At 34.6% G+C, this 21,068-nt stretch carries 13 protein-coding genes and 1 tRNA gene; 9 read left to right on the top strand and 5 right to left on the bottom strand.

Annotated features, from left to right (window positions below; genetic code table 11):
* Positions 1-54: 54 nt before the first annotated feature.
* Entirely contained in the window at positions 55-429 is a 375-nt protein-coding gene (locus tag EJA19_RS10270) for a hypothetical protein (RefSeq protein WP_125468278.1), read from the bottom strand.
* 237 nt (positions 430-666) lie between these two features.
* A tRNA-Pro gene (locus EJA19_RS10265) sits at positions 667-741 on the bottom strand.
* Positions 742-937: 196 nt separating this feature from the next.
* Between EJA19_RS10265 and EJA19_RS10260 the strand changes: the two genes are divergently transcribed.
* On the top strand, positions 938-2,707 hold the full coding sequence (locus EJA19_RS10260) for an AMP-dependent synthetase/ligase (RefSeq protein WP_125468363.1): 1,770 nt from the start codon (positions 938-940) through the stop codon (positions 2,705-2,707).
* 57 nt (positions 2,708-2,764) lie between these two features.
* On the opposite strand, the gene EJA19_RS10255 is transcribed toward EJA19_RS10260, so the two are convergent.
* The gene (locus EJA19_RS10255) at positions 2,765-5,185 is read right to left on the bottom strand and encodes a T9SS type A sorting domain-containing protein (RefSeq protein ID WP_125468277.1); all 2,421 of its coding nucleotides are present in this window, start codon (positions 5,183-5,185) and stop codon (positions 2,765-2,767) included.
* Between the two features lie 472 nt (positions 5,186-5,657).
* Between EJA19_RS10255 and EJA19_RS10250 the strand changes: the two genes are divergently transcribed.
* The 5 genes from EJA19_RS10250 to EJA19_RS10230 all read left to right on the top strand — a co-directional run bounded on the left by EJA19_RS10250 (position 5,658) and on the right by EJA19_RS10230 (position 12,035).
* Positions 5,658-6,101, top strand: coding sequence for a MarR family winged helix-turn-helix transcriptional regulator (locus EJA19_RS10250; RefSeq protein WP_125468276.1), 444 nt, complete (start codon positions 5,658-5,660; stop codon positions 6,099-6,101).
* An 11-nt stretch (positions 6,102-6,112) separates the two neighbouring features.
* The gene (locus EJA19_RS10245) at positions 6,113-8,521 is read left to right on the top strand and encodes a 3-hydroxyacyl-CoA dehydrogenase/enoyl-CoA hydratase family protein (protein WP_125468275.1); all 2,409 of its coding nucleotides are present in this window, start codon (positions 6,113-6,115) and stop codon (positions 8,519-8,521) included.
* A 44-nt stretch (positions 8,522-8,565) separates the two neighbouring features.
* On the top strand, positions 8,566-8,913 hold the full coding sequence (locus tag EJA19_RS10240; protein ID WP_125468274.1) for a four helix bundle protein: 348 nt from the start codon (positions 8,566-8,568) through the stop codon (positions 8,911-8,913).
* A 46-nt stretch (positions 8,914-8,959) separates the two neighbouring features.
* Positions 8,960-10,150, top strand: coding sequence for an acetyl-CoA C-acyltransferase (locus EJA19_RS10235; protein ID WP_125468273.1), 1,191 nt, complete (start codon positions 8,960-8,962; stop codon positions 10,148-10,150).
* Between the two features lie 82 nt (positions 10,151-10,232).
* The gene (locus tag EJA19_RS10230; protein WP_125468272.1) at positions 10,233-12,035 is read left to right on the top strand and encodes an acyl-CoA dehydrogenase family protein; all 1,803 of its coding nucleotides are present in this window, start codon (positions 10,233-10,235) and stop codon (positions 12,033-12,035) included.
* Positions 12,036-12,104: 69 nt separating this feature from the next.
* Here the strand turns inward: EJA19_RS10230 and EJA19_RS10225 are convergent, their stop codons facing one another.
* On the bottom strand, positions 12,105-13,904 hold the full coding sequence (locus tag EJA19_RS10225; RefSeq protein WP_125468362.1) for a glycoside hydrolase family 15 protein: 1,800 nt from the start codon (positions 13,902-13,904) through the stop codon (positions 12,105-12,107).
* A gap of 81 nt (positions 13,905-13,985) precedes the next feature.
* Here EJA19_RS10225 and EJA19_RS10220 point away from each other — a divergent pair, with 81 nt between their 5' ends.
* Both EJA19_RS10220 and EJA19_RS10215 read left to right on the top strand, forming a co-directional pair.
* Positions 13,986-16,196 (top strand): bifunctional alpha,alpha-trehalose-phosphate synthase (UDP-forming)/trehalose-phosphatase, encoded by a 2,211-nt coding sequence (locus tag EJA19_RS10220; protein WP_125468271.1) that lies wholly within the window; start codon positions 13,986-13,988, stop codon positions 16,194-16,196.
* Positions 16,197-16,211: 15 nt separating this feature from the next.
* A complete protein-coding gene (locus tag EJA19_RS10215; RefSeq protein WP_125468270.1) occupies positions 16,212-17,840 on the top strand; it encodes a M1 family metallopeptidase in 1,629 nt (542 codons plus the stop codon).
* An 11-nt stretch (positions 17,841-17,851) separates the two neighbouring features.
* On the opposite strand, the gene EJA19_RS10210 is transcribed toward EJA19_RS10215, so the two are convergent.
* Entirely contained in the window at positions 17,852-18,529 is a 678-nt protein-coding gene (locus tag EJA19_RS10210; protein WP_125468269.1) for a Crp/Fnr family transcriptional regulator, read from the bottom strand.
* A gap of 110 nt (positions 18,530-18,639) precedes the next feature.
* Here EJA19_RS10210 and EJA19_RS10205 point away from each other — a divergent pair, with 110 nt between their 5' ends.
* Positions 18,640-21,012 carry a heavy metal translocating P-type ATPase gene (locus tag EJA19_RS10205; protein ID WP_125468268.1) on the top strand — a complete coding sequence of 791 codons (2,373 nt, stop codon included), beginning with the start codon at positions 18,640-18,642 and terminating at the stop codon, positions 21,010-21,012.
* The last annotated feature ends 56 nt before the right edge of the window (positions 21,013-21,068 follow it).

Raw genomic sequence — 21,068 nt, 5'->3', positions numbered from 1 at the left:
TCATCTCCAGCAAAACTCCATATTTGATTTACTAACGCTCCAAAAGTTATTCCTTTAGCTTGTTTTAAAAGAACCGACGTAGGGCCAGCACCAAATTTTTTTAGTAGTTAAAAAATCGTCCGTCCCGGTTGGAAATAATAAGGCTGGTCCAACACCCCAAGTAAGCCCATTTTTTGAAGCTTTAGGGCTAAAAAAGCCACTAACAACAGCATCACTTAAGCCACTTTCGTTAGTGCCTTGTCCTGTAATATTATATTGTGAAATAACCGGTAAAACAACACGTCCTATAAGGTTCCATTTTTCGTTAATACTAATAGGAAGTACTGGTTGAATGTTTAACGTATAACGTGTTCCATTGTTATCACCAATGCCGAAATCGATATTATTTTGAAATGGTAAACTAATTAATGAAGCTACTGGGTTTGCCAACTTTTTGGCTAATTCTTCATCAGAATGTTGTGCCTGAGCTGTTGTAGCAAATAGTACAACAAATAAAAGTAATAGTTTTTCATATTTAGGATTTTAGGTAAATGCGATTTATTTTCTATTGTTAGAAAATCAAAGATAAGTGTTTTTATAAAAAGGTTGTTTTTACTCGTACTGATTTTCACTATTTTAAATTTCAAAAAATAAAACGTTCTTCTAAAAAATAAAGGGTAAAAAAAGTCGGGATGACAGGATTCGAACCTGCGACCTCACGGCCCCCAGCCGTACGCGCTAACCGGACTGCGCTACATCCCGAAATATAGTAACTAAGAAGAAAGCAAAAATATAATTTTAATTAAAAAAGTTCCTATAAATAATTATAATTTCATTATCGCAAAAATATACGACTGATTATCAGTATAACACAAATAAACCACCGTGTTATTATTAATATTTAAAAATCTTGTGTAATTTTATGCTTTTCTTATCTACAATTTTCTTAGACATCCAAATGACAGAAATTACCAGACTTTTCGATTTTCCATATTATCAACTGGACACACACAATCTAGATAAATCTTTAGTTACAAAATATAACGGGAAGTGGGTAGCGACTTCCACCAAAGAATATATTGATAAAGCGAATGCTTTAAGCCGGGCCCTACTTAAATTAGGCGTAAAAAAGAATGATAGGATCGCTGTTATTTCGTCTACCAATCGTACGGAATGGAATATTGTTGACATAGGCGTTTTACAACTAGGAGCGCAAAATATTCCTATTTATCCTACTATTTCGGCAGAAGATTATGAATATGTATTAAATCACAGTGAATCTACATATTGCTTTGTTTCTGATGAGGAAGTTTTAGAAAAAGTTAACCAAGTTAAGGGTAAAACAAAACTAAAAGAGGTTTACTCTTTTAACCATATTGAAGGCTGCAAACACTATTCAGAATTATTCGAACTTGGTAAAGACAGCGACAACCAAAAAGACGTACAAGCTAGAATGGATGCTGTAAATCCAGATGATTTAGCAACTATTATTTATACTTCTGGAACTACAGGAAGACCTAAAGGTGTTATGTTATCTCACTGGAACATAGTCAGTAATGCTTTAGATTCTTCTGAAAGACTTCCAGACATTAGCACCGACACCAGAGTATTAAGCTTTCTACCTATATGCCATATTTTTGAGCGTATGCTTATTTATTTATATCAATACGCTGGAGCATCGGTATATTATGCCGAAGGTTTAGATAAAATTGGTGATAATGCCAAAGAAATTAAACCTCATTTAATGAGTGTTGTCCCTAGACTTTTAGAGAAAGTTTATGATAAAATTATGGCCAAAGCCGAAGAACTCTCAGGTATAAAACACAAATTATTCTTTTGGGCTGTAGAGCTTGGTGAACAATGGGAACCTTACAAGAAAAATGGACGTTGTTATAACTTCAAACTAAAAATTGCTAGAAAACTCATTTTTAGTAAATGGCAAGAAGCATTAGGCGGACAATTACACACTATGGTTTCTGGTAGTGCTCCATTACAATCAAGGCTAACTAGAATTTTCTGTGCTGCAGGTATGCAAATTATGGAAGGTTACGGACTTACAGAAACCTCGCCTGTTATATCTGTTGGCATGTATAAAAACAACATGTTTAAAGTAGGAACCGTAGGAAAACCTATTAAAAATGTTGGCGTAAAAATAGCCGATGATGGCGAAATTTTAATAAAAGGCCCTAACGTTATGATGGGCTATTATAAAGATCCTGAAAAAACGGCTAGTATTATGACTGGTGAATACTTTCATACTGGTGATAAAGGAGAAATTGATAAAGAAGGGTTCCTTAAAATTACAGGACGTAAAAAAGAAATGTTTAAAACCTCTGGTGGAAAATACGTTATTCCTACCTTGTTAGAGAACGAACTTAAACAATCGCGCTTCATAGAGCAAGTTATGGTAATTGGTGAAGGTGAAAAAATGCCAGGAGCTTTTATTCAGCCTAATTTTGAGTTTGTTAGCGAATGGATTGATCGTAAAAAGAAATCTATTGGACATACGCCAGAAGAGATTTGTGCTGCCGAGGATGTTATTAATCGTATTCAAAAAGAAGTCGACAAATGCAACGCCAAATTTGGCAAGTGGGAACAAATAAAACGTTTTGAACTTACACCTACTGTTTGGTCTATAGATAGCGGTCATCTTACGCCTACCATGAAAATGAAACGTAACGTTATTAAGTCTATTCATAAAGATCTTTACGATAAAATTTATAATTAAATAAAAAAAGCGTTTCATTTAAAATGAAACGCTTTTTTACTAACTATTACAATTAAATTATTTAACCATTAGTTTTTTAGTAGATATCTCTCCCCCATTTTGTAAAGTCACAAAATACATTCCAGATGGAATTTTATTAAGTGCTATTTCTAATTTTGTAGATGTTACGTTATTTGTTGTTTGAGTAAAAATAATTTTACCAGTAGTATCAAAAACCTTTACATCAACAGATTGGTTTACATAATTACTTAAGTTTAAAGTCACCTGACCATCAGTTGTTGGATTAGGATATATTGTCCAATCACCTAATGGCTTAGACTGTTTCTTCTTTAAAGCTGTCGTAGCCATTCTAGATGCAGTTGTTTGATCGTTTGGACATCCCCAAGACACTACATATTCCCATTGTGTACGTTGACCACTACCACAAGACACGCTAATATCTGAAGAGACATTAAACGTTACAGTATCTCCTGTACTTACCACACTTACCTCTGAAAGGTTTGTTGAGCTAGGACTATTACTGTTAAATAATACTGTTGTTCCATCAGAATCTAAAATTCTTAGCTCATCGTAATATGTCTCAATACTTCCTGCTGTAAAATCTATGTGAACAGGAGAACCATCATCACTAGTATAAGAAAATTGTGTGTTTTCATAATTTCCGTAACAGTATGTTTCAATAGATTCATTGCCACAAGGCACAAAACAGTTCACATCATAATTCAATGATACATATCCATTTGTGCTACAACTATTACTCGAGTCTGATTGAATCATTAAAGAAATGGTATCTCCTGTGCTTGTAAAGGTTAATCCTTCTAAACTTCCATAGTCTCCATAGCCATTATATAACTCGGTAACTCCATCAGAATCTAAAACTATAAATTCATCCCAATTTCTTTCTACATAACCTGAATTAACAACAACCTCTAAAGGAAGCCCATCAGAACTCGTATAGGTAAACATAGTTGTATCATTATCGGTATAACAATACTCATTTTTTACAGCAGTTCCACAGTCTACAAGTACTGGTGCTGTATCTACACAAGATACATTAAGAGTATAATTGCCTTCTGAGTTATCTCCAGTCACATAGATATAATATAACTCGCCTACTTCTGCATCAAAACTTAATTTTGAATTTAAGCCTGAACCTGAATCGTTGTCGGCGTTAACACATACCAAGGCATCACAAGTCCCTGTAAACAGTCCTAAACGTGTATCAAATCCTGAACCATCTGTATCTATAGTTACTTTAGTATATGGATCGTTGGTTTGATAAGTATACCAAACACCTCCTGATTGACCTAAGTTGTTAAAGTCGCAAATTATTCCTTCATTTACTGGTGCTCCAACAGTATTTCCTGTTATAGTTTCATCACAACTTACCATTGTTGCTTCATAACAAGGATTGGCCATTGTAGTAAAGCTGTATTCCATACAACCTTCTGCTCCTCCATTTCCATTGTATGGACTTACGGTAACATAATACGTCGTGCTATAATCAAAAGCACCACCATAGTAATTTGTGACATTACCTATATCTTGATTATCCAAAACATCGTTACCTCCAGAGGTCGTTCCAATAGATAGATAATAACCCTCTACAATACCTGTAGCTCCCAACCATGATATCTCTGTGTTTATTGAAACATCTTCTACACCATTTTCTGGCCATACGGTTGCAACACAAGACGGTGCCGTATTACAAGTTATACTATCACAAGCTCCAAGCATATCGCCATGCTCCAAATGATTGTCGACAGCATTAGCAGACACACAAAGTGTCGAATAATTTCCTTCATCATCAACATGACAAATTAAAACTTTGCCATTGTTAGCATTATTACTACAAACTGCATCTACAACTAAAACAGAAAAACTTTCATTTACAACCGTATTAGCATCTGACACTTCTACAGTATAATCTGTCTGCTCTGTAGGACATACTGTTATAGTATGGGTAGTTTCTCCTGTGCTCCACAATACATTGTACACTCCAGATCCTCCCTCTACATTTACAGCAAGTTCTACACACTCGGCTGGCTCATAACCTTGATAAACCGTATGGCAAGCCTTCGATGCAGTTACACTCAAAGGAACATAGCATAATGAGTCTTCAATATTAATTTGATGACCAGAGTCTCCAGAACCTAGAAGATTATCTCCATTATCATATATTTCATAAGATACTTCACCTGGCCAATAACCGCCTCCATTCCAAACAGTAGTTATGTTGGAGCCATCGGTTACAGGGAAATAAACAGCAAAAGAGTACCCACCACCTTGATTACCATAAAGTTGCACATTATCTAGTACAACAACACCATCAACCAAAACGTCAATAGTATTACCATTCCATCCATCTCCATAAGAGTCAATCATTACCAACTTAAAATCGCATTGATTTTGTGCAGTTGTTACAAACGAAAATGCTGTGCTTAAAATAGCAAAGCATAACAAAGTAATTTTTTTCATAAAATAAAAGTTTAGTTATTAGTTTTAACAATGTCTCACAATGGCTTAAAAAATGTATCCATCATGCTTTAAATTGCTTTCTCTTTTTTTGAAATTCCGTATTGGGGAGTTGGGAAGTTTCTGGATGTAAGTAGGGCATCCTTTGTAACGGTAAAAATAGAATGTTAGGCTAAATGCAGTAAAAATCAAACTACTGCAAAACTACTAAAACTGTTTTTTTAGCTAATTTTTTCGATAAACTAACCTCTCCTGTAATTATTATATCGTTGAAATACATATTTTTCTGATAAAAAATAATACACCTTAATAAGGTATTTTCTTCATAAAGACTCACACTTATATCAAAATCACAACAAAACACAATTCAAAAAGTTCATTTTGTAATAATAAACGTCCTTTTTTGTTAAATTATCATTATTTATTATGCGTGCATAATAAATTTTAGTATATTTGATGAGATTAAATTTTTTAAATGAAAGACAAAACCATCGACTATGTTCTGCGTACCACATGGTTAGCAGTAAATAAAATGTATAACGAGGAAGCTTCTAAGTTTGATAGCACCATGGCAACTGGATTTACCTTACTTAATATAGATCCTGAAAAAGGCACACCATCAACATCGTTAGGTCCAAAAATGGGAATGGAAGCTACATCGCTATCTAGAATTTTGAAAACCATGGAAACAAGGGGTTTAATAGAACGTAAACCCAATCCTGAAGATGGTCGCGGGGTTTTAATTCACCTCACCGAATTTGGACGTGAAAAACGCGCTTATTCTCGTGAAAAGGTACTCACGTTTAACGAAACAATTCGTGATAACATTTCAGAAGAAAAATTAAACCACTTCTATGAAGTTGCCGAACTAATAAACGAGATGATTTCAAATAAAAAAATATATAACCAAGATAAATAACAATATATATAATGAGTAAACGAATTATTAATAAAGTAGCTGTTATCGGATCTGGAATAATGGGGAGCGGTATAGCTTGTCATTTTGCCAATATTGGTGTAGAAGTATTACTGCTGGACATTGTACCACGTGAACTAACCGATACCGAAAAAGCAAAAGGGTTAACTCTAGAAGATAAAGCTGTTAGAAACCGACTGGTAAACAACGCACTACAATCAGCATTAAAATCGAAACCTTCTCCTATTTATCATCAAAAATTTGCAAATAGAATTACTACAGGGAATTTAGAAGATGATATTGCTAAAGTCGCCAAAGTGGATTGGATTATTGAAGTGGTTGTAGAACGCTTAGACATTAAAAAACAAGTCTTCGAAAACCTAGATAAACATCGTAAAGAAGGGACTTTAATTACATCGAACACATCTGGTATTCCTATTAAGTTTATGAGTGAAGGTCGAAGCAACGATTTCCAGAAGCATTTCTGTGGAACACATTTCTTCAACCCTGCACGTTACTTAAAATTATTCGAAATTATTCCTGGACCTAAAACATCTCAAGATGTTCTAGATTTCTTGAATGGCTATGGCGAACAATTCTTAGGAAAAACCTCGGTTGTTGCCAAAGACACACCAGCATTTATTGGTAACCGTATTGGTATTTTTGGTATTCAATCCTTATTTCATCAAGTAAAAGATTTAGGGTTAACCATTGAAGAAGTCGATAAATTAACTGGTCCTGTTATCGGACGACCAAAATCGGCTACTTTTAGAACAGTCGATGTCGTTGGGTTAGACACCTTGGTACATGTTGCCAATGGTATTTACGACAATTGTCCAGATGACGAAGCCCACGATTTATTTAAACTTCCAGACTTTATCAATACCATGATGGAAAACAAATGGTTAGGAAGTAAAACAGGACAAGGATTTTATAAAAAAATTAAAGGTGACAATGGTAAAAGTGAAATACTATCGCTTGACCTAGACACTCTAGAATATAGAAAGAAGAAAAAAGCCTCGTTCGCCACTTTAGAATTAACTAAAACGGTCGATAAGGTTATAGACCGCTTCCCTATTCTAGTAGGCGGAAAAGACAAGGCGGGTGATTTTTATCGTAAAAATTTCTCCGCAATGTTTGCTTATGTATCCAATAGAATCCCAGAAATAACTAATGAGCTTTACAAAATAGACGATGCCATGAAAGCTGGTTTTGGTTGGGAACACGGACCATTCCAGATTTGGGATGCCATTGGTGTTGAAAAAGGCTTGGATATTATGAAAGCCGAAGGCTACGAACCAGCAGCTTGGGTTAACGAGATGTTGGCTTCGGGTAGTAAATCTTTCTACACCGTAAAAGATGGAGCAACCTATTTCTACGATATTCCATCAAAAACACAAACCAAAGTACCAGGACAAGATGCTTTCATTATTTTAGATAACATTAGAAAATCTAAAGAAGTCTTTAAAAACTCTGGTGTTGTTATCGAAGATTTAGGCGATGGCATTTTAAACTGCGAATTCCAAAGTAAAATGAACACCATTGGCGGCGATGTGCTATCTGGATTAAACAAAGCAGTAGATTTAGCCGAAAAAGATTTTCAAGGTTTGGTTATAGGAAACCAAGCGGCAAACTTTTCGGTAGGTGCCAACATTGGTATGATTTTCATGATGGCTGTCGAGCAAGAATATGACGAACTCAATATGGCCATTAAAATGTTCCAAGACACCATGATGCGTATGCGCTACTCGGCTATTCCAACAGTAGCTGCACCACACGGTATGGCGCTTGGTGGTGGTTGCGAATTATCGCTTCACGCCGACAAAGTGGTTGCTGCTGCAGAAACTTATATTGGGCTTGTAGAATTTGGTGTTGGTGTTATTCCTGGCGGTGGCGGTTCCAAAGAAATGGCATTAAGAGCTTCAGATCAATTTCATAAAGGCGATGTAAAACTCAATGTCTTACAAGAATATTTTATGACCATTGGTATGGCAAAAGTATCGACTTCGGCTTACGAAGCCTTCGATCTTGGCCTTCTTCAAAAAGGTAAAGATATAGTTGTTGTTAATAAAGACCGACAAATAGCCACAGCAAAAGCTTATGCTAAATTAATGGCAGAACAAGGCTATACAAAACCTATAAGACGTAAAGATGTTAAAGTTTTAGGTAAACAGGCGTTAGGAATGTTCTTAGTAGGAACAGATTCTATGGAAGCTAGCCATTACATTAGTGAACACGACCAAAAAATCGCTAATAAACTAGCCTATGTTATGGCTGGTGGCGATTTAAGTGAACCAACAAATGTTAGCGAACAATATTTATTAGACCTAGAACGCGAAGCCTTTTTAAGTCTTTGTACCGAACGTAAAACGTTAGAGCGCATTCAACATATGTTGAAAACAGGAAAACCACTTCGCAACTAGTTGCGAATAGTATTAAGACATTAGTATTGAGTAGTTAGAACATTATGCATAAAATAGAAGATTTAAAAATATGGAAAAAGTCAATTAAATTGGCTAAAACTGTATACCTAATAACTTCTGAATTACCTTCTGATGAAAAATACGGATTAAATTCTCAAATAAAACGAAGTGCTATTTCCATTCCTTCAAATATTGCCGAAGGTGCAGGTAGAAATTCGAATAAAGAATTTAAATATTTTTTAAGTGTTGCAAATGGTTCTGCTTACGAACTTCAAACGCAACTTATCTTATCAATTGAATTAAATTTAATAGCTAAAGAAAAAGTAAACCCAGTAATTGAATTATGTATTGAAATACAAAAAATGAATTATTCCTTTCAACAAAAACTATAATTATAATGTCTCAATACTAAAATCTAAATACTCAATACTAAAAAAAATGAAAAACGCATATATAGTAAAAGCATACAGAACAGCTGTTGGAAAAGCTCCAAAAGGACTGTTTCGTTTTAAAAGAACCGATGAATTGGCAGCCGAAACCATCAAACACATGATGAAAGAACTGCCAAATCTTGACCCCAAACGTATAGACGACGTTATCGTGGGTAATGCCATGCCAGAAGGTGCACAAGGTCTTAATATGGGACGTTTAATCTCCCTTATGGGACTAGATATTGTAGATGTTCCTGGTGTGACCGTAAATCGTTTCTGTTCTTCTGGAATTGAAACCATAGCTATGGCTTCAGCAAAAATACAAGCAGGTATGGCCGACTGTATTATTGCTGGTGGTGCCGAAAGTATGAGTGCTGTACCCATGACAGGCTTTAAACCCGAGTTAAATTACGATACTGTAAAAGCTGGCCACGAAGATTACTATTGGGGTATGGGTAATACCGCCGAAGCTGTCGCCAACCAATTTAAAGTCTCTCGTGAAGATCAAGACGAATTTGCTTACAACTCCCATATGAAAGCCTTAAAGGCACAAGCCGAAGATCGTTTTCAAGATCAAATTGTTCCTATAGAGGTCGAACAAACCTACATAGACAACAACGGTAAAAAAGCTACAAAAACCTATACTGTAAATAAAGACGAAGGCCCACGAAAAGGCACTAATAAAGAAGCTTTAGCAAAACTGCGCCCTGTATTTGCACAAGGCGGAAGTGTTACCGCAGGAAACTCCTCACAAATGAGTGATGGTGCTGCTTTTGTAATGGTGATGAGCGAAGATATGGTAAAAGAATTAGGCCTTGAGCCTATTGCTCGCTTGGTAAGTTATGCCGCTGCTGGTGTACCGCCTCGCATTATGGGAATTGGCCCAGTAAAGGCCATACCAAAAGCCTTGGCGCAAGCCAATATAAAACAAAACGATTTAGAGCTTATCGAATTAAATGAAGCTTTTGCTTCGCAATCGTTAGCCGTTATTCGTGAGTTGGACTTAAACCCAGATATTATAAACGTAAACGGTGGTGCTATTGCACTTGGTCATCCGTTAGGCTGTACAGGAACCAAACTATCTGTACAACTGTTTGATGAGATGCGCAAACGCAATATGACGGGTAAATATGGTGCCGTAACCATGTGTGTAGGTACTGGACAAGGTGCTTGTGGAATTTTTGAATTTTTAAATTAGAATTGAGATATGAGATTTGAGTAATGAGACATCCAAAACATCTCAATACTCAATACTAACTACTAAAAACCTATTATTTATAATGGAAACAGAAAAAAAAGATATTTTGCGCGGCGGACAGTTCTTAGTAAAAGAAACCAACTGCGAAGACGTATTCACTCCTGAAGATTTTTCAGAAGAACAACAAATGATGCGCGACTCGGTTATTGAATTTAACGACCGAAAAATAATTGCCAACAGAGAGCGTTTTGAAAATAAAGACTATGCTTTTACCGAAGAATGTATGAGAGAAGCCGGAGAAATGGGCTTTTTAAGTGTCGCTGTTCCTGAAGAATATGGCGGCATGGGAATGGGCTTTGTTTCAACCATGTTGGTATGCGATTATATCTCTAGTGGAACGGGATCGTTTAGTACGGCTTTTGGTGCACACACAGGAATTGGCACAATGCCTATTACACTTTATGGTACCGAAGAGCAAAAACAAAAATACGTTCCAAAACTAGCTTCTGGCGAATGGTTTGGCGCATACTGTTTAACCGAACCTGGCGCTGGTAGCGATGCGAATTCAGGAAAAACAACAGCAAAATTATCTGATGATGGTAAACACTACCTCATCAACGGACAAAAAATGTGGATTTCCAATGCAGGTTTCTGTAATATGTTTATCGTTTTTGCGCGTATTGAAGACGATAAATACATTACTGGCTTTATTGTAGAAAACAATCCTGAAAATGGTATTACTTTAGGTGAAGAAGAACATAAATTAGGTATTCGCGCTAGTTCTACACGTCAAGTATTCTTTAACGACACCAAAGTACCTGTTGAAAATATGTTATCGGAACGCGGTAATGGTTTTAAGATTGCTATGAATGCTTTAAACGTGGGACGTATTAAATTAGCTGCAGCTTGTCTGGATTCGCAACGTCGTATTACCACAACAGGTGTGCAATATGCTAATGAGCGTAAACAGTTTAAAACCCCAATTTCAGAATTTGGTGCCATAAAATCAAAAATAGCCGAAATGGCGACCAATGCTTATGTTGGCGAATCGGCAAGTTATCGTGCTGCAAAAAATATTGAAGACCGCATTGCTATTCGTTTAGCAGAAGGTAATAGCCATCAAGAAGCCGAACTAAAAGGTGTAGAAGAATATGCTATTGAATGTTCTATTTTAAAAGTAGCTGTTTCAGAAGATGTTCAAAATTGTGCCGATGAAGGTATTCAAATTTTTGGCGGTATGGGCTTCTCTGAAGATACCCCAATGGAAGCTGCTTGGCGTGATGCTCGTATTGCAAGAATTTACGAAGGTACTAACGAAATTAACCGCATGCTTTCGGTAGGTATGCTTGTTAAAAAAGCTATGAAAGGTCACGTTGATTTACTAGGTCCAGCCATGGCTGTAAAAGATGAATTAATGGGTATTCCTTCTTTTGATATTCCAGATTATTCTGAATTGTTTACAGAAGAAAAAGACATGATTGCCAAACTTAAAAAAGTATTCTTGATGGTTGCTGGTGCTGCTGTTCAAAAATACGGTCAAGACTTAGAAGAACATCAACAATTAATGATGGCGGCTTCAAATATCTTGATAGAAATTTACATGGCTGAATCGGCTATTTTAAGAACCGAAAAGAATGCCAAACGTTTTGGTGAAGACAAGCAAAAAGAGCAAATTGCTATGGCAAAATTATATTTATTTAATGCTGTAGAAACGGTAAAAAAGAACGGTATGGAAGGCATTATTTCCTTCTCTGAAGGCGATGAGCAAAAAATGATGCTTATGGGCTTAAAGCGTTTTACAAAATATACAAATTTCCCTAATGTAGTAGACTTACGAAACACTATTGCAGAAAAAGTTAAAGCAGAAAATAAATACTGCTTTTAGTTAATTTTAAGTTTAGTTAGTTTGATAGTTAGACATCCACTTTTTAATTGTTAAAAGTGGATGTTTTTTTTATCGAATACTATGTTTAACGCGTTCTTCTTTGGTAACCTCAGAAAGATTTATAGCTGTTTCTATTAAGGCTAAATGAGAATATGCTTGAGGAAAATTACCTAGAAGGCGTTTAGTTTTAAAATCGATATCCTCGCTAAACAGTCCTAAATGATTACTGTAAGACAGGAGTTTATCAAACATTGCTTTAGCTTTTTGCACTTCACCTATTTTATACAAACTATTTATAAACCAAAACGTACAAATGGTAAACGATGATGATGGCAACCCAAAATCATCCTGATTTTTATAACGATATAATAATCCGTCGTTACAAAGTTCGCGCTCTATAGCATTAACCGTACTTATATATTTTGGGTCGCGTCCATCTATAAAACCATAGGGTTCCATGAGTAACACAGACGCATCTAAGTCTTTAGAGCCATACGATTGGGTAAATGCTTTAACCTCATCGTTCCAGGCATGTTCCATAATATCTTCTCTTATATCGCTTTCAAGACTTTTCCATTTAGTACTTTTTCTTGTTTTCCCTAAAAGATCGGCTACTTTTATAGCTTTATCTACTGCTACCCAACACAACACTTTAGAGAATGTAAAGTGTCTATCTTCTGCTCGAAATTCCCAGATACCTTTATCGGCTTCTTTCCAGTGTTTATTTACAACCCAAACAATACCTTTGGTAATAGTCCAAAGTTCTTCTGTATTTTCTACATCGAGTGTAAAGGTCTTGAATTGCTGGTGGATGACATCCATTAAAATACCATAGATATCGTTTTGCTTTTGTTTATAAGCAGCATTTCCTACGCGTACCGGGCTAGAATTTTTATAACCTTTTAAATGATCGAGTGTGTGCTCTGTTAATTTCTTTTCTTTATTAATTCCATACATAATTTGGAGTTTTTCATCCTTGTGTGGAATAAGGTCTATAATAAAATTAAGATACCGTTTAGCTATATTTTTGTGCCCTAATTGCGACACCACTTTTATAACCATAGAAGCATCTCTAATCCAACAAAAACGATAATCCCAATTACGTACTTCGCCTATAGTTTCTGGCAAAGATGTTGTTGCTGCTGCTAAAACAGCTCCCGATTTATCGTAAGTAAGTAACTTTAATGTTAAAGCGCTTCGTATAATTTCGGTATTATAAAGATTATATTTTGGGGTTCTATCTACCCAATTTAACCAATAGACTTTGGTACGTTCGTGTTCTAAAAAGATATTTTCTACGGTTGTTTCAAATACTTTTTCGTTATAACCTAACAAAAAATAGCCGTCTGATGTTAACTCGATTTCATCGCCATTTACAACACCTTGTTTATCAAAGTTAGTGTAGAGAAAAATTGTATCAAACTTATCGCCATAGGTTAAACTAACAATAAAGTTATCTTTTACATAGGTATTTGTTTCCCCTTTTGCATACTCTAATTTTGGTGAGTAGTTTATTTTAAACTTAGGATTTCCCGATATATATTTTACATATCTAATTAATTCTGGCGGTGCTTGATAGCTTCCATTAGCTTTATAGTAACGCGGCATAAAATCGTGTACTTCAAACACATCTTCACCATGACTAAATCTAGTAACAAGTATCGTGGTGTTTTCTATATAAAACTGAGAGATTTTATAAGTATCATCTACTATAAAACCAAAACTACCTCCTTTTTCTTCATCTAAAATTTTTGCAAAAACCGATGAGGAATCAAACTCTGGCAAACACGCCCACTCTATCGTACCTGTTTTAGAAACTAAAGCACAAGTTCGGCAATTACCAACAATACCATAATGTAAATTATCTATCAAATTTCTTAAGTTTTAGGGTTAGGAAATTAATTTTCATTAAATTAACAAAAATCCAAACGGTAATACAAAATATAGTATATGAATAAAACCATAATTGTTTCAAACAGACTGCCTTTACAAGTAAAATTAGAAGACGATAACCTTAATATAAAACCTAGTGTTGGTGGTTTGGCAACAGGCATGAAATCTGTACACGCAGAAGGAAATGGCATTTGGATTGGGTGGTCTGGACTTACCAAAGAGGAATTAAACGAAAACCTAACGGAACAAGTAAATAAGGCCGTTGCAAAAGAAAAGTGTGCTACGGTACCACTTACTCAAAACGATATAGATAACTATTATCTTGGTTTTAGTAATAAAACACTTTGGCCTTTATTTCATTATTTTTCTGAATATACTGTTTTTGAAAGCGAACAATGGGAAACCTATAAAAAGGTAAATCAAAAATTTGCCGATGTTGTTTTAAAACATATAAACGATGGCGATACCGTTTGGGTACACGATTACCAACTATTATTATTACCAAAGCTTATAAAAGATAAAAAGCCTAATACTACAATTGGGTTCTTTTTACATATTCCCTATCCATCTTACGAAATTTTTAGAACCTTTCCTTGGCGTGAAGAATTATTGCACGGTATGCTGGGATCGGATTTAATAGGGTTTCATACTTACGACTACGAACGGCATTTTTTAAGTTCGGTAAAGCGTATTTTAAGATTAGATGTCAAGTTTAATGAGGTTTCATACTTAGACAGAATTGTAAAGGTAGACTCCTTTCCTATGGGAATAGACTACAAAAAATTTGAAAATGCAGCACTAAAACACACTAATCAAGAAGATAATGAAAAATCCGAATTACAACGCAGGTTAGATGATCATATTCAATCTGGATCTGATGCCAAAATGATACTTTCTATAGATAGAATGGATTACACTAAAGGCATTCCTAACCGCATTCGTGCTTTCGAATATTTTTTAAATAAATACCCACAATTTAAAGAAAAAGTCCGTTTAATTATGTTAGCCGTTCCGTCGCGTTCCGACGTACCACAATACCAGAAACTAAAACGAGAAACCGACGAGCTTGTTGGGCGAATTAACGGGCAATTTGCCACCGTAAGTTGGACTCCTATTTGGTACTTTTATCGCTCGATGCCTTTTGAGAATCTTATCGATTTATATACCTCGTCTGATATTGCCTTAATTACCCCCATTAGAGACGGTATGAATTTGGTTGCCAAAGAATATGTTGCCACAAGAACCAATCAAGATGGTGTGCTTATTTTAAGTGAAATGGCTGGTGCTTCAAAAGAAATGAACGAAGCACTTTTAATAAACCCCAATAACTTTGCTGAAATAGCAGACACGGTAAAATATGCGCTAGAAATGTCTCTTGACGAGCAAAAAAATAGGTTAGAAATACTTCAAAAACGCTTAAAACGATATAGTGTTGAAAAATGGGCCGAAGAGTTTTTAAAATCGCTTAACAACACAAAACAACTAGATGCCGTAATAGTTGCCGAAAAAATGGCAGGAACTAACGAAACAAAAATGCTCTCAGATTTTAAAAAATCGAAACGTAAACTTCTTTTATTAGATTACGACGGCACGCTGTCTGGTTTTAAAAACAACCCAAAAGATGCCAAACCAGATCAAGAACTTTTTAAGTTGTTAGATAATTTAAATGCACTTGAAAATACCGATGTGGTTATTATAAGCGGAAGAGATCGTGAAACTTTTGAAACTTGGTATGGACATAAGGACTATAACCTTATTACAGACCATGGTGTGTGGTTAAAATCGAAAACATCTGATTGGGATATGCTAGAACGCCTTAAAACCGGGTGGATGGATAATATTCGTCCTATTTTAGAAACATTTGTAGATAGAACACCAGGAACATTCATTGAAAAGAAAAAATACTCGCTAGCTTGGCATTATCGTAAAGCCGATCCCGAATTAGCACAAATTCGTACCATGGAACTAAATACGGTACTTACCAGCTTAATTTCTAATAACGATTTAACAGTGTTAAAAGGCAACAAGGTTATAGAAATAAAAAGTAGTAGTGTAAATAAAGGACGTGCAGCCTCTAGATGGATGGCAAAATCTGATTACGATTTTACCTTTGCTATTGGAGACGATTGGACCGATGAGTATATGTTTGAAGAGCTTCCTAAATCAGCTTACACCATTAAAGTTGGCTTTAAAAAAACACAAGCCAAGTATTATGTTAAAAATACAGAAGCTGTTAGAGACTTATTAAGTAAATTTGTAAATGCCTAAATACCTTTAATTTTTATGAAATACATTCTTTTTCTTTCAGTAATACTTTTTAGTTCTTTTAGTCAAGCACAATTATTAGGTGAAAAAAAATCGTTCACAAAACAAGACACACTTCGTGGTACTATAACACCAGAACGAGAATGGTGGGATTTAACTTATTATCATTTAGATGTAGACGTATTTCCAGAAGAAAAAACAATTTCAGGAAAAAATACCATTACCTATAAAGTGTTAGCACCTCATCAGGTCATGCAAATAGATTTACAAGAACCTATGCAACTTACCCAAGCCATACAAAATGGCAAAGAATTACCGATTAAGCATGAAGGCAACGCCCACTTTATTACTTTAATTAAAAACCAAAAAGTAGGCGATATAAATACTATTCAAGTCACCTATAACGGATCACCTCGAGAAGCTGTTAATGCACCTTGGGACGGTGGATTTTCTTGGAAAAAAGATGAAAACGGGAATCATTTTATAGCCACATCCAATCAAGGTTTAGGTGCTAGCGTTTGGTGGCCTTGTAAAGACCACATGTACGATGAAGTTGATAGTATGGATATGAGTGTAACGGTTCCTAAAGGGCTAACCAATGTTTCTAATGGTAGATTAAAAAGCAAAATTGAACATAAAAACACGACAACATTTAATTGGACCGTAAAAAACCCTATAAATAATTATGGCGTTAACATAAATATTGGCGATTACACTAACTTTTCTGAAGTTTACAAAGGTGAAAAAGGAAAACTCGATATGGATTATTGGGTGCTAAGTTATAATTTAGACAAGGCAAAACAACAATTTAAACAAGCGCCTAAAATGATGGAAGCTTTCGAGCATTGGTTTGGGCCATATCCGTTTTACGAAGATAGTTTTAAACTTGTAGAAGTCCCTTATTTAGGCATGGAACACCAAAGCTCTGTTACTTATGGGAACAAATACCTTAATGGCTATTTAGGCCGTGATTTATCGGGAACTGGCTGGGGATTAAAATTTGACTTTCTTATTATACATGAAGCTGGTCATGAATGGTTTGCGAACAATATTACAAACATAGATATTGCCGATATGTGGGTACATGAAGGCTTTACAACTTACTCCGAAAGTCTCTTTTTAGAATATTATTATGGGAAAAAAGCGGCATCAGAATATCTTATTGGTCTAAGACAAATTATTAAAAACGATATTCCTATAATTGGCCCCTACAATGTTAACAAAGAAGGCTCTGGTGATATGTATTGCAAAGGTGCTAATATGATACATACCTTACGTCAACTTGTTGAAGATGATGATACATGGCGAGCTATTTTACGAGGTTTAAATAAAGATTTCTACCATCAAACAGTTAGTACACAACAAATTGAAGATTACTTAAGCAAAAAGACAGACATTGATTTAACCGAATTTTTTAATCAATACTTAAGAACCACCAAAATTCCAACATTAGAGTACACCATTAAGAATAACACCCTAAAATATCGTTGGACAAACATTGTAGATGGTTTTGATATGCCAATAAAGGTTACAATAGATCATAAAAAACAATGGCTATATCCTGAGGACAACTGGAAAACCACAGCTATAAAAGGTAATACTATTCTTGTTGATGACAATTTTTATGTTAAAAAGAAAGAAATTTAAATAGAAGTCTTCTATTCCATACGCTTTAAAGCGTTTATATTTTCTATTTTAACATGTTTGCCTTTGGTAGAAATTAATCCGTCTTTTTTGAATTGTGATAAAATTCTAATGGCAGACTCGGTTGCTGTTCCAACAATATTGGCATAATCTTCTCTGGATAAAACGATATTAAGTAAGCCTTCATCATCTTCTCCAAAATTATCTTGTAAATATAATAAGGTTTCTGCCAAGCGTTGTTTAACCGATTTTTGTGCCATATCAACAATCACATTATCGGCTAGTTTTAAATCATCGGCCATTTCTTTAAGCATATCCATAGAAAAGTTTACATTGTTCTTTAAGTCATGAACAATTTCACTTTTTGGAATAAAACACACCTCCATATCGTTTACAGCAATAGCGCTTAAATTGGTCGTATCATCAGAAATTAAAGAACGCTGTCCTAGTAAATCTCCTTTAGTAACCAATTTTACAATTTGGTCTTTTCCATTGGTGCTTAATTTAGATAATTTACAAACACCATCCTTAATACAATATACACCGTTTACATTTTCGCCTTCTTCAAAAATCACTTCGCCTTTCTTAATGGTTTTCGTGGTTTTACATCCCGACAACCTTACAAGATCCTCTTTATGAAGGGCTTTTAAAGAATTAAATTGTCTAATAATACATTGTTCACATTTACTCATACCTATACAAATTACCTGCTGTGTAAAAATAATTAATAGCTGACAATTATCATATTTTTTATTAACTTATATGACAAAATTTGCCATTAGGTATTTATGAGCAAATAATTATGAAGCAAACTACTTGTTTTCATTGTGGCGATTCCTGTACAACAGACCACATTATTTTTGACAACAAAGATTTTTGTTGCCACGGCTGTAAAACAGTTTATGACATTTTCTCTGAAAATGATTTAACTTGTTACTACGACTTACAACAATCGCCAGGAGCAACACCTAAAGACATTCAAGGTAAATATGATTTTCTTACCAACGAAAACATTATTGAAAAGCTTACCGAGTTTAACGATGGAAACAATCAAATTGTTACGCTTACAATACCTCATATTCATTGTAGTTCCTGTATTTGGATTTTAGAAAACCTTAATAAACTCAACCCTAACATAACAGCATCTCAAGTTAACTTTGGTAAAAAAACCTTACGAGTTACTTACAAATCCAAAGAAATATCGCTTAAAGAACTTGTACTTCTATTAAATAGAATTGGTTACGAGCCCTACATTTCGCTAGAAGACTTTAATACAGGAAAAAATAAAGTAAATCGCAGATTAATATACAAACTAGGTGTTTCAGGTTTTGCTTTTGGCAATGTTATGTTTCTGTCTTTTCCAGAATATTTCGAGGTTGAAGAGTTTTGGCTAGATCAATATAAAAATGTGTTTAGATGGCTTATGTTTGCCTTCTCCTTACCTGTGGTATTTTATGCGGCACAAGATTATTTTATTTCGGCTTACAAAGGGCTAAAATCTAAATTATTAAACATAGACATTCCTATCGCTTTAGGAATTTTAGTCTTATTTATAAGAAGTACTATTGAAATTGTTTTTGATCTTGGCACGGGCTTTTTCGACAGCCTAACAGGCTTAGTCTTTTTTCTACTTTTAGGAAAGTTTTTCCAACAACGCACCTATAATTTCTTATCGTTTGAGCGTGATTACAAATCGTATTTTCCAATTGCTGTCACCAAAATAGATTACAATAAGGAAATTCCTATTCAGGTTTACGACATAAAAAAAGGCGATCGTTTATTAATAAGAAATGAAGAACTTATCCCTGTTGATGGTATTCTTATAAACGGCAACGCCAATATTGATTATAGTTTTGTAACAGGCGAATCTGAAGCTATTAAAAAAACATCTGGTGACAAACTTTTTGCTGGTGGTAAACAAACTGCTGGCAGTATAGAAATGGAAGCTTTAAATGCTGTCGAGCAAAGTTATCTTACTCAGCTATGGAGCAACGATATTTTTAATAAAAATAAAGAAGATGGTTTTACATCGTTAACCAATGCTATTAGCAAACGATTTACAGTAGCTGTTTTAAGTATTGCTACACTTGCCACAGCATATTGGCTGGTTGTAGATGCTTCTAAAGCAATAAATGTATTTACTGCTGTGTTAATTATTGCTTGCCCTTGTGCCATTGCACTTTCTGCACCTTTTACTTTAGGCAACCTATTACGTATTTTTGGTAAGTTAAAATTTTACTTAAAAAATGCTTCGGTAATAGAACAGTTAGCTAAAATTGATACTATTATTTTTGATAAAACAGGAACGATAACCTCTAATAAAGAAAGTAAAGCAGCTTATATTGGTGAAACATTATCTACTGAAGAAGAAGCTTTATTAACAAGCACTTTAAGGCATTCTAATCATCCATTAAGTCGATCGTTATATGATATCCTTCAAAAAAATGATATCGTTTCTTTAAATCATTTCGAAGAACATTTAGGGCAAGGTATTTATGGAACCTCTAATAGCAACTCTATTAAAATTGGATCTGCTAATTATGTTGGAAAATCACAACAAGATACCGAACTACACACAGCTGTTCATATTAGTACCAACAATGCCTATAAAGGAAAGTTTACCTTTTATAACTCCTACAGAAAAGGGTTATCTAAACTATTTAAGACCTTAAAAAAAGACTTTGATTTAGCCATATTGTCTGGTGATAACGATAGTGAATTAGAAAACTTAAAAAAGTTATTACCATCTAAAACCAAGCTTATTTTTAATCAAAAGCCTAACGATAAATTAGAATATATTAAACACCACCAAAACAACGGCGCTAATGTTCTTATGGTTGGCGATGGTTTAAACGATGCAGGAGCCCTAGCACAGAGTGATGTTGGAATAGCCATTTCAGAAAACATTAATGTCTTCTCTCCTGCTTGCGATGCCATTTTAGATGCTTCAAAATTTGACCAATTACATAATTATATAAAAGCCTCAAAAACAGCTATCAAAATTATTAAATGGAGTTTTGTATGCTCATTTATTTATAATGTTATTGGACTTTACTTTGCCATTACAGGACAACTAATGCCAGTAATTGCAGCCATACTAATGCCTTTAAGCTCTATTAGCATTGTAATTTTTACAACCATAGCAACCAATGTATTAGGACGCCGATTAAAATGAAAAAAAAAAATCAAACATGACAAATATCATCTTTTAAGAAACTATCTGAAAGTATT

The organism is Mangrovimonas spongiae (assembly GCF_003944795.1).
GTDB classification, from domain to species: Bacteria; Bacteroidota; Bacteroidia; order Flavobacteriales; family Flavobacteriaceae; genus Mangrovimonas; species Mangrovimonas spongiae.
This window is presented reverse-complemented; position numbering and strand designations above follow the sequence as displayed.

Excerpts from the sequence above, each read along its gene's own strand:
- EJA19_RS10260 (WP_125468363.1), top strand. The coding sequence starts at position 938 with ATGACAGAAATTACCAGACTTTTCGATTTTCCATATTATCAACTGGAC.
- EJA19_RS10205 (WP_125468268.1), top strand. The coding sequence starts at position 18,640 with ATGAAGCAAACTACTTGTTTTCATTGTGGCGATTCCTGTACAACAGAC.
- EJA19_RS10220 (WP_125468271.1), top strand. The coding sequence starts at position 13,986 with ATGAATAAAACCATAATTGTTTCAAACAGACTGCCTTTACAAGTAAAA.
- EJA19_RS10240 (WP_125468274.1), top strand. The coding sequence starts at position 8,566 with ATGCATAAAATAGAAGATTTAAAAATATGGAAAAAGTCAATTAAATTG.
- EJA19_RS10245 (WP_125468275.1), top strand. The coding sequence starts at position 6,113 with ATGAGTAAACGAATTATTAATAAAGTAGCTGTTATCGGATCTGGAATA.
- EJA19_RS10230 (WP_125468272.1), top strand. The coding sequence starts at position 10,233 with ATGGAAACAGAAAAAAAAGATATTTTGCGCGGCGGACAGTTCTTAGTA.
- EJA19_RS10255 (WP_125468277.1), bottom strand. The coding sequence starts at position 5,185 with ATGAAAAAAATTACTTTGTTATGCTTTGCTATTTTAAGCACAGCATTT.
- EJA19_RS10210 (WP_125468269.1), bottom strand. The coding sequence starts at position 18,529 with ATGAGTAAATGTGAACAATGTATTATTAGACAATTTAATTCTTTAAAA.
- EJA19_RS10235 (WP_125468273.1), top strand. The coding sequence starts at position 8,960 with ATGAAAAACGCATATATAGTAAAAGCATACAGAACAGCTGTTGGAAAA.
- EJA19_RS10215 (WP_125468270.1), top strand. The coding sequence starts at position 16,212 with ATGAAATACATTCTTTTTCTTTCAGTAATACTTTTTAGTTCTTTTAGT.
- EJA19_RS10250 (WP_125468276.1), top strand. The coding sequence starts at position 5,658 with ATGAAAGACAAAACCATCGACTATGTTCTGCGTACCACATGGTTAGCA.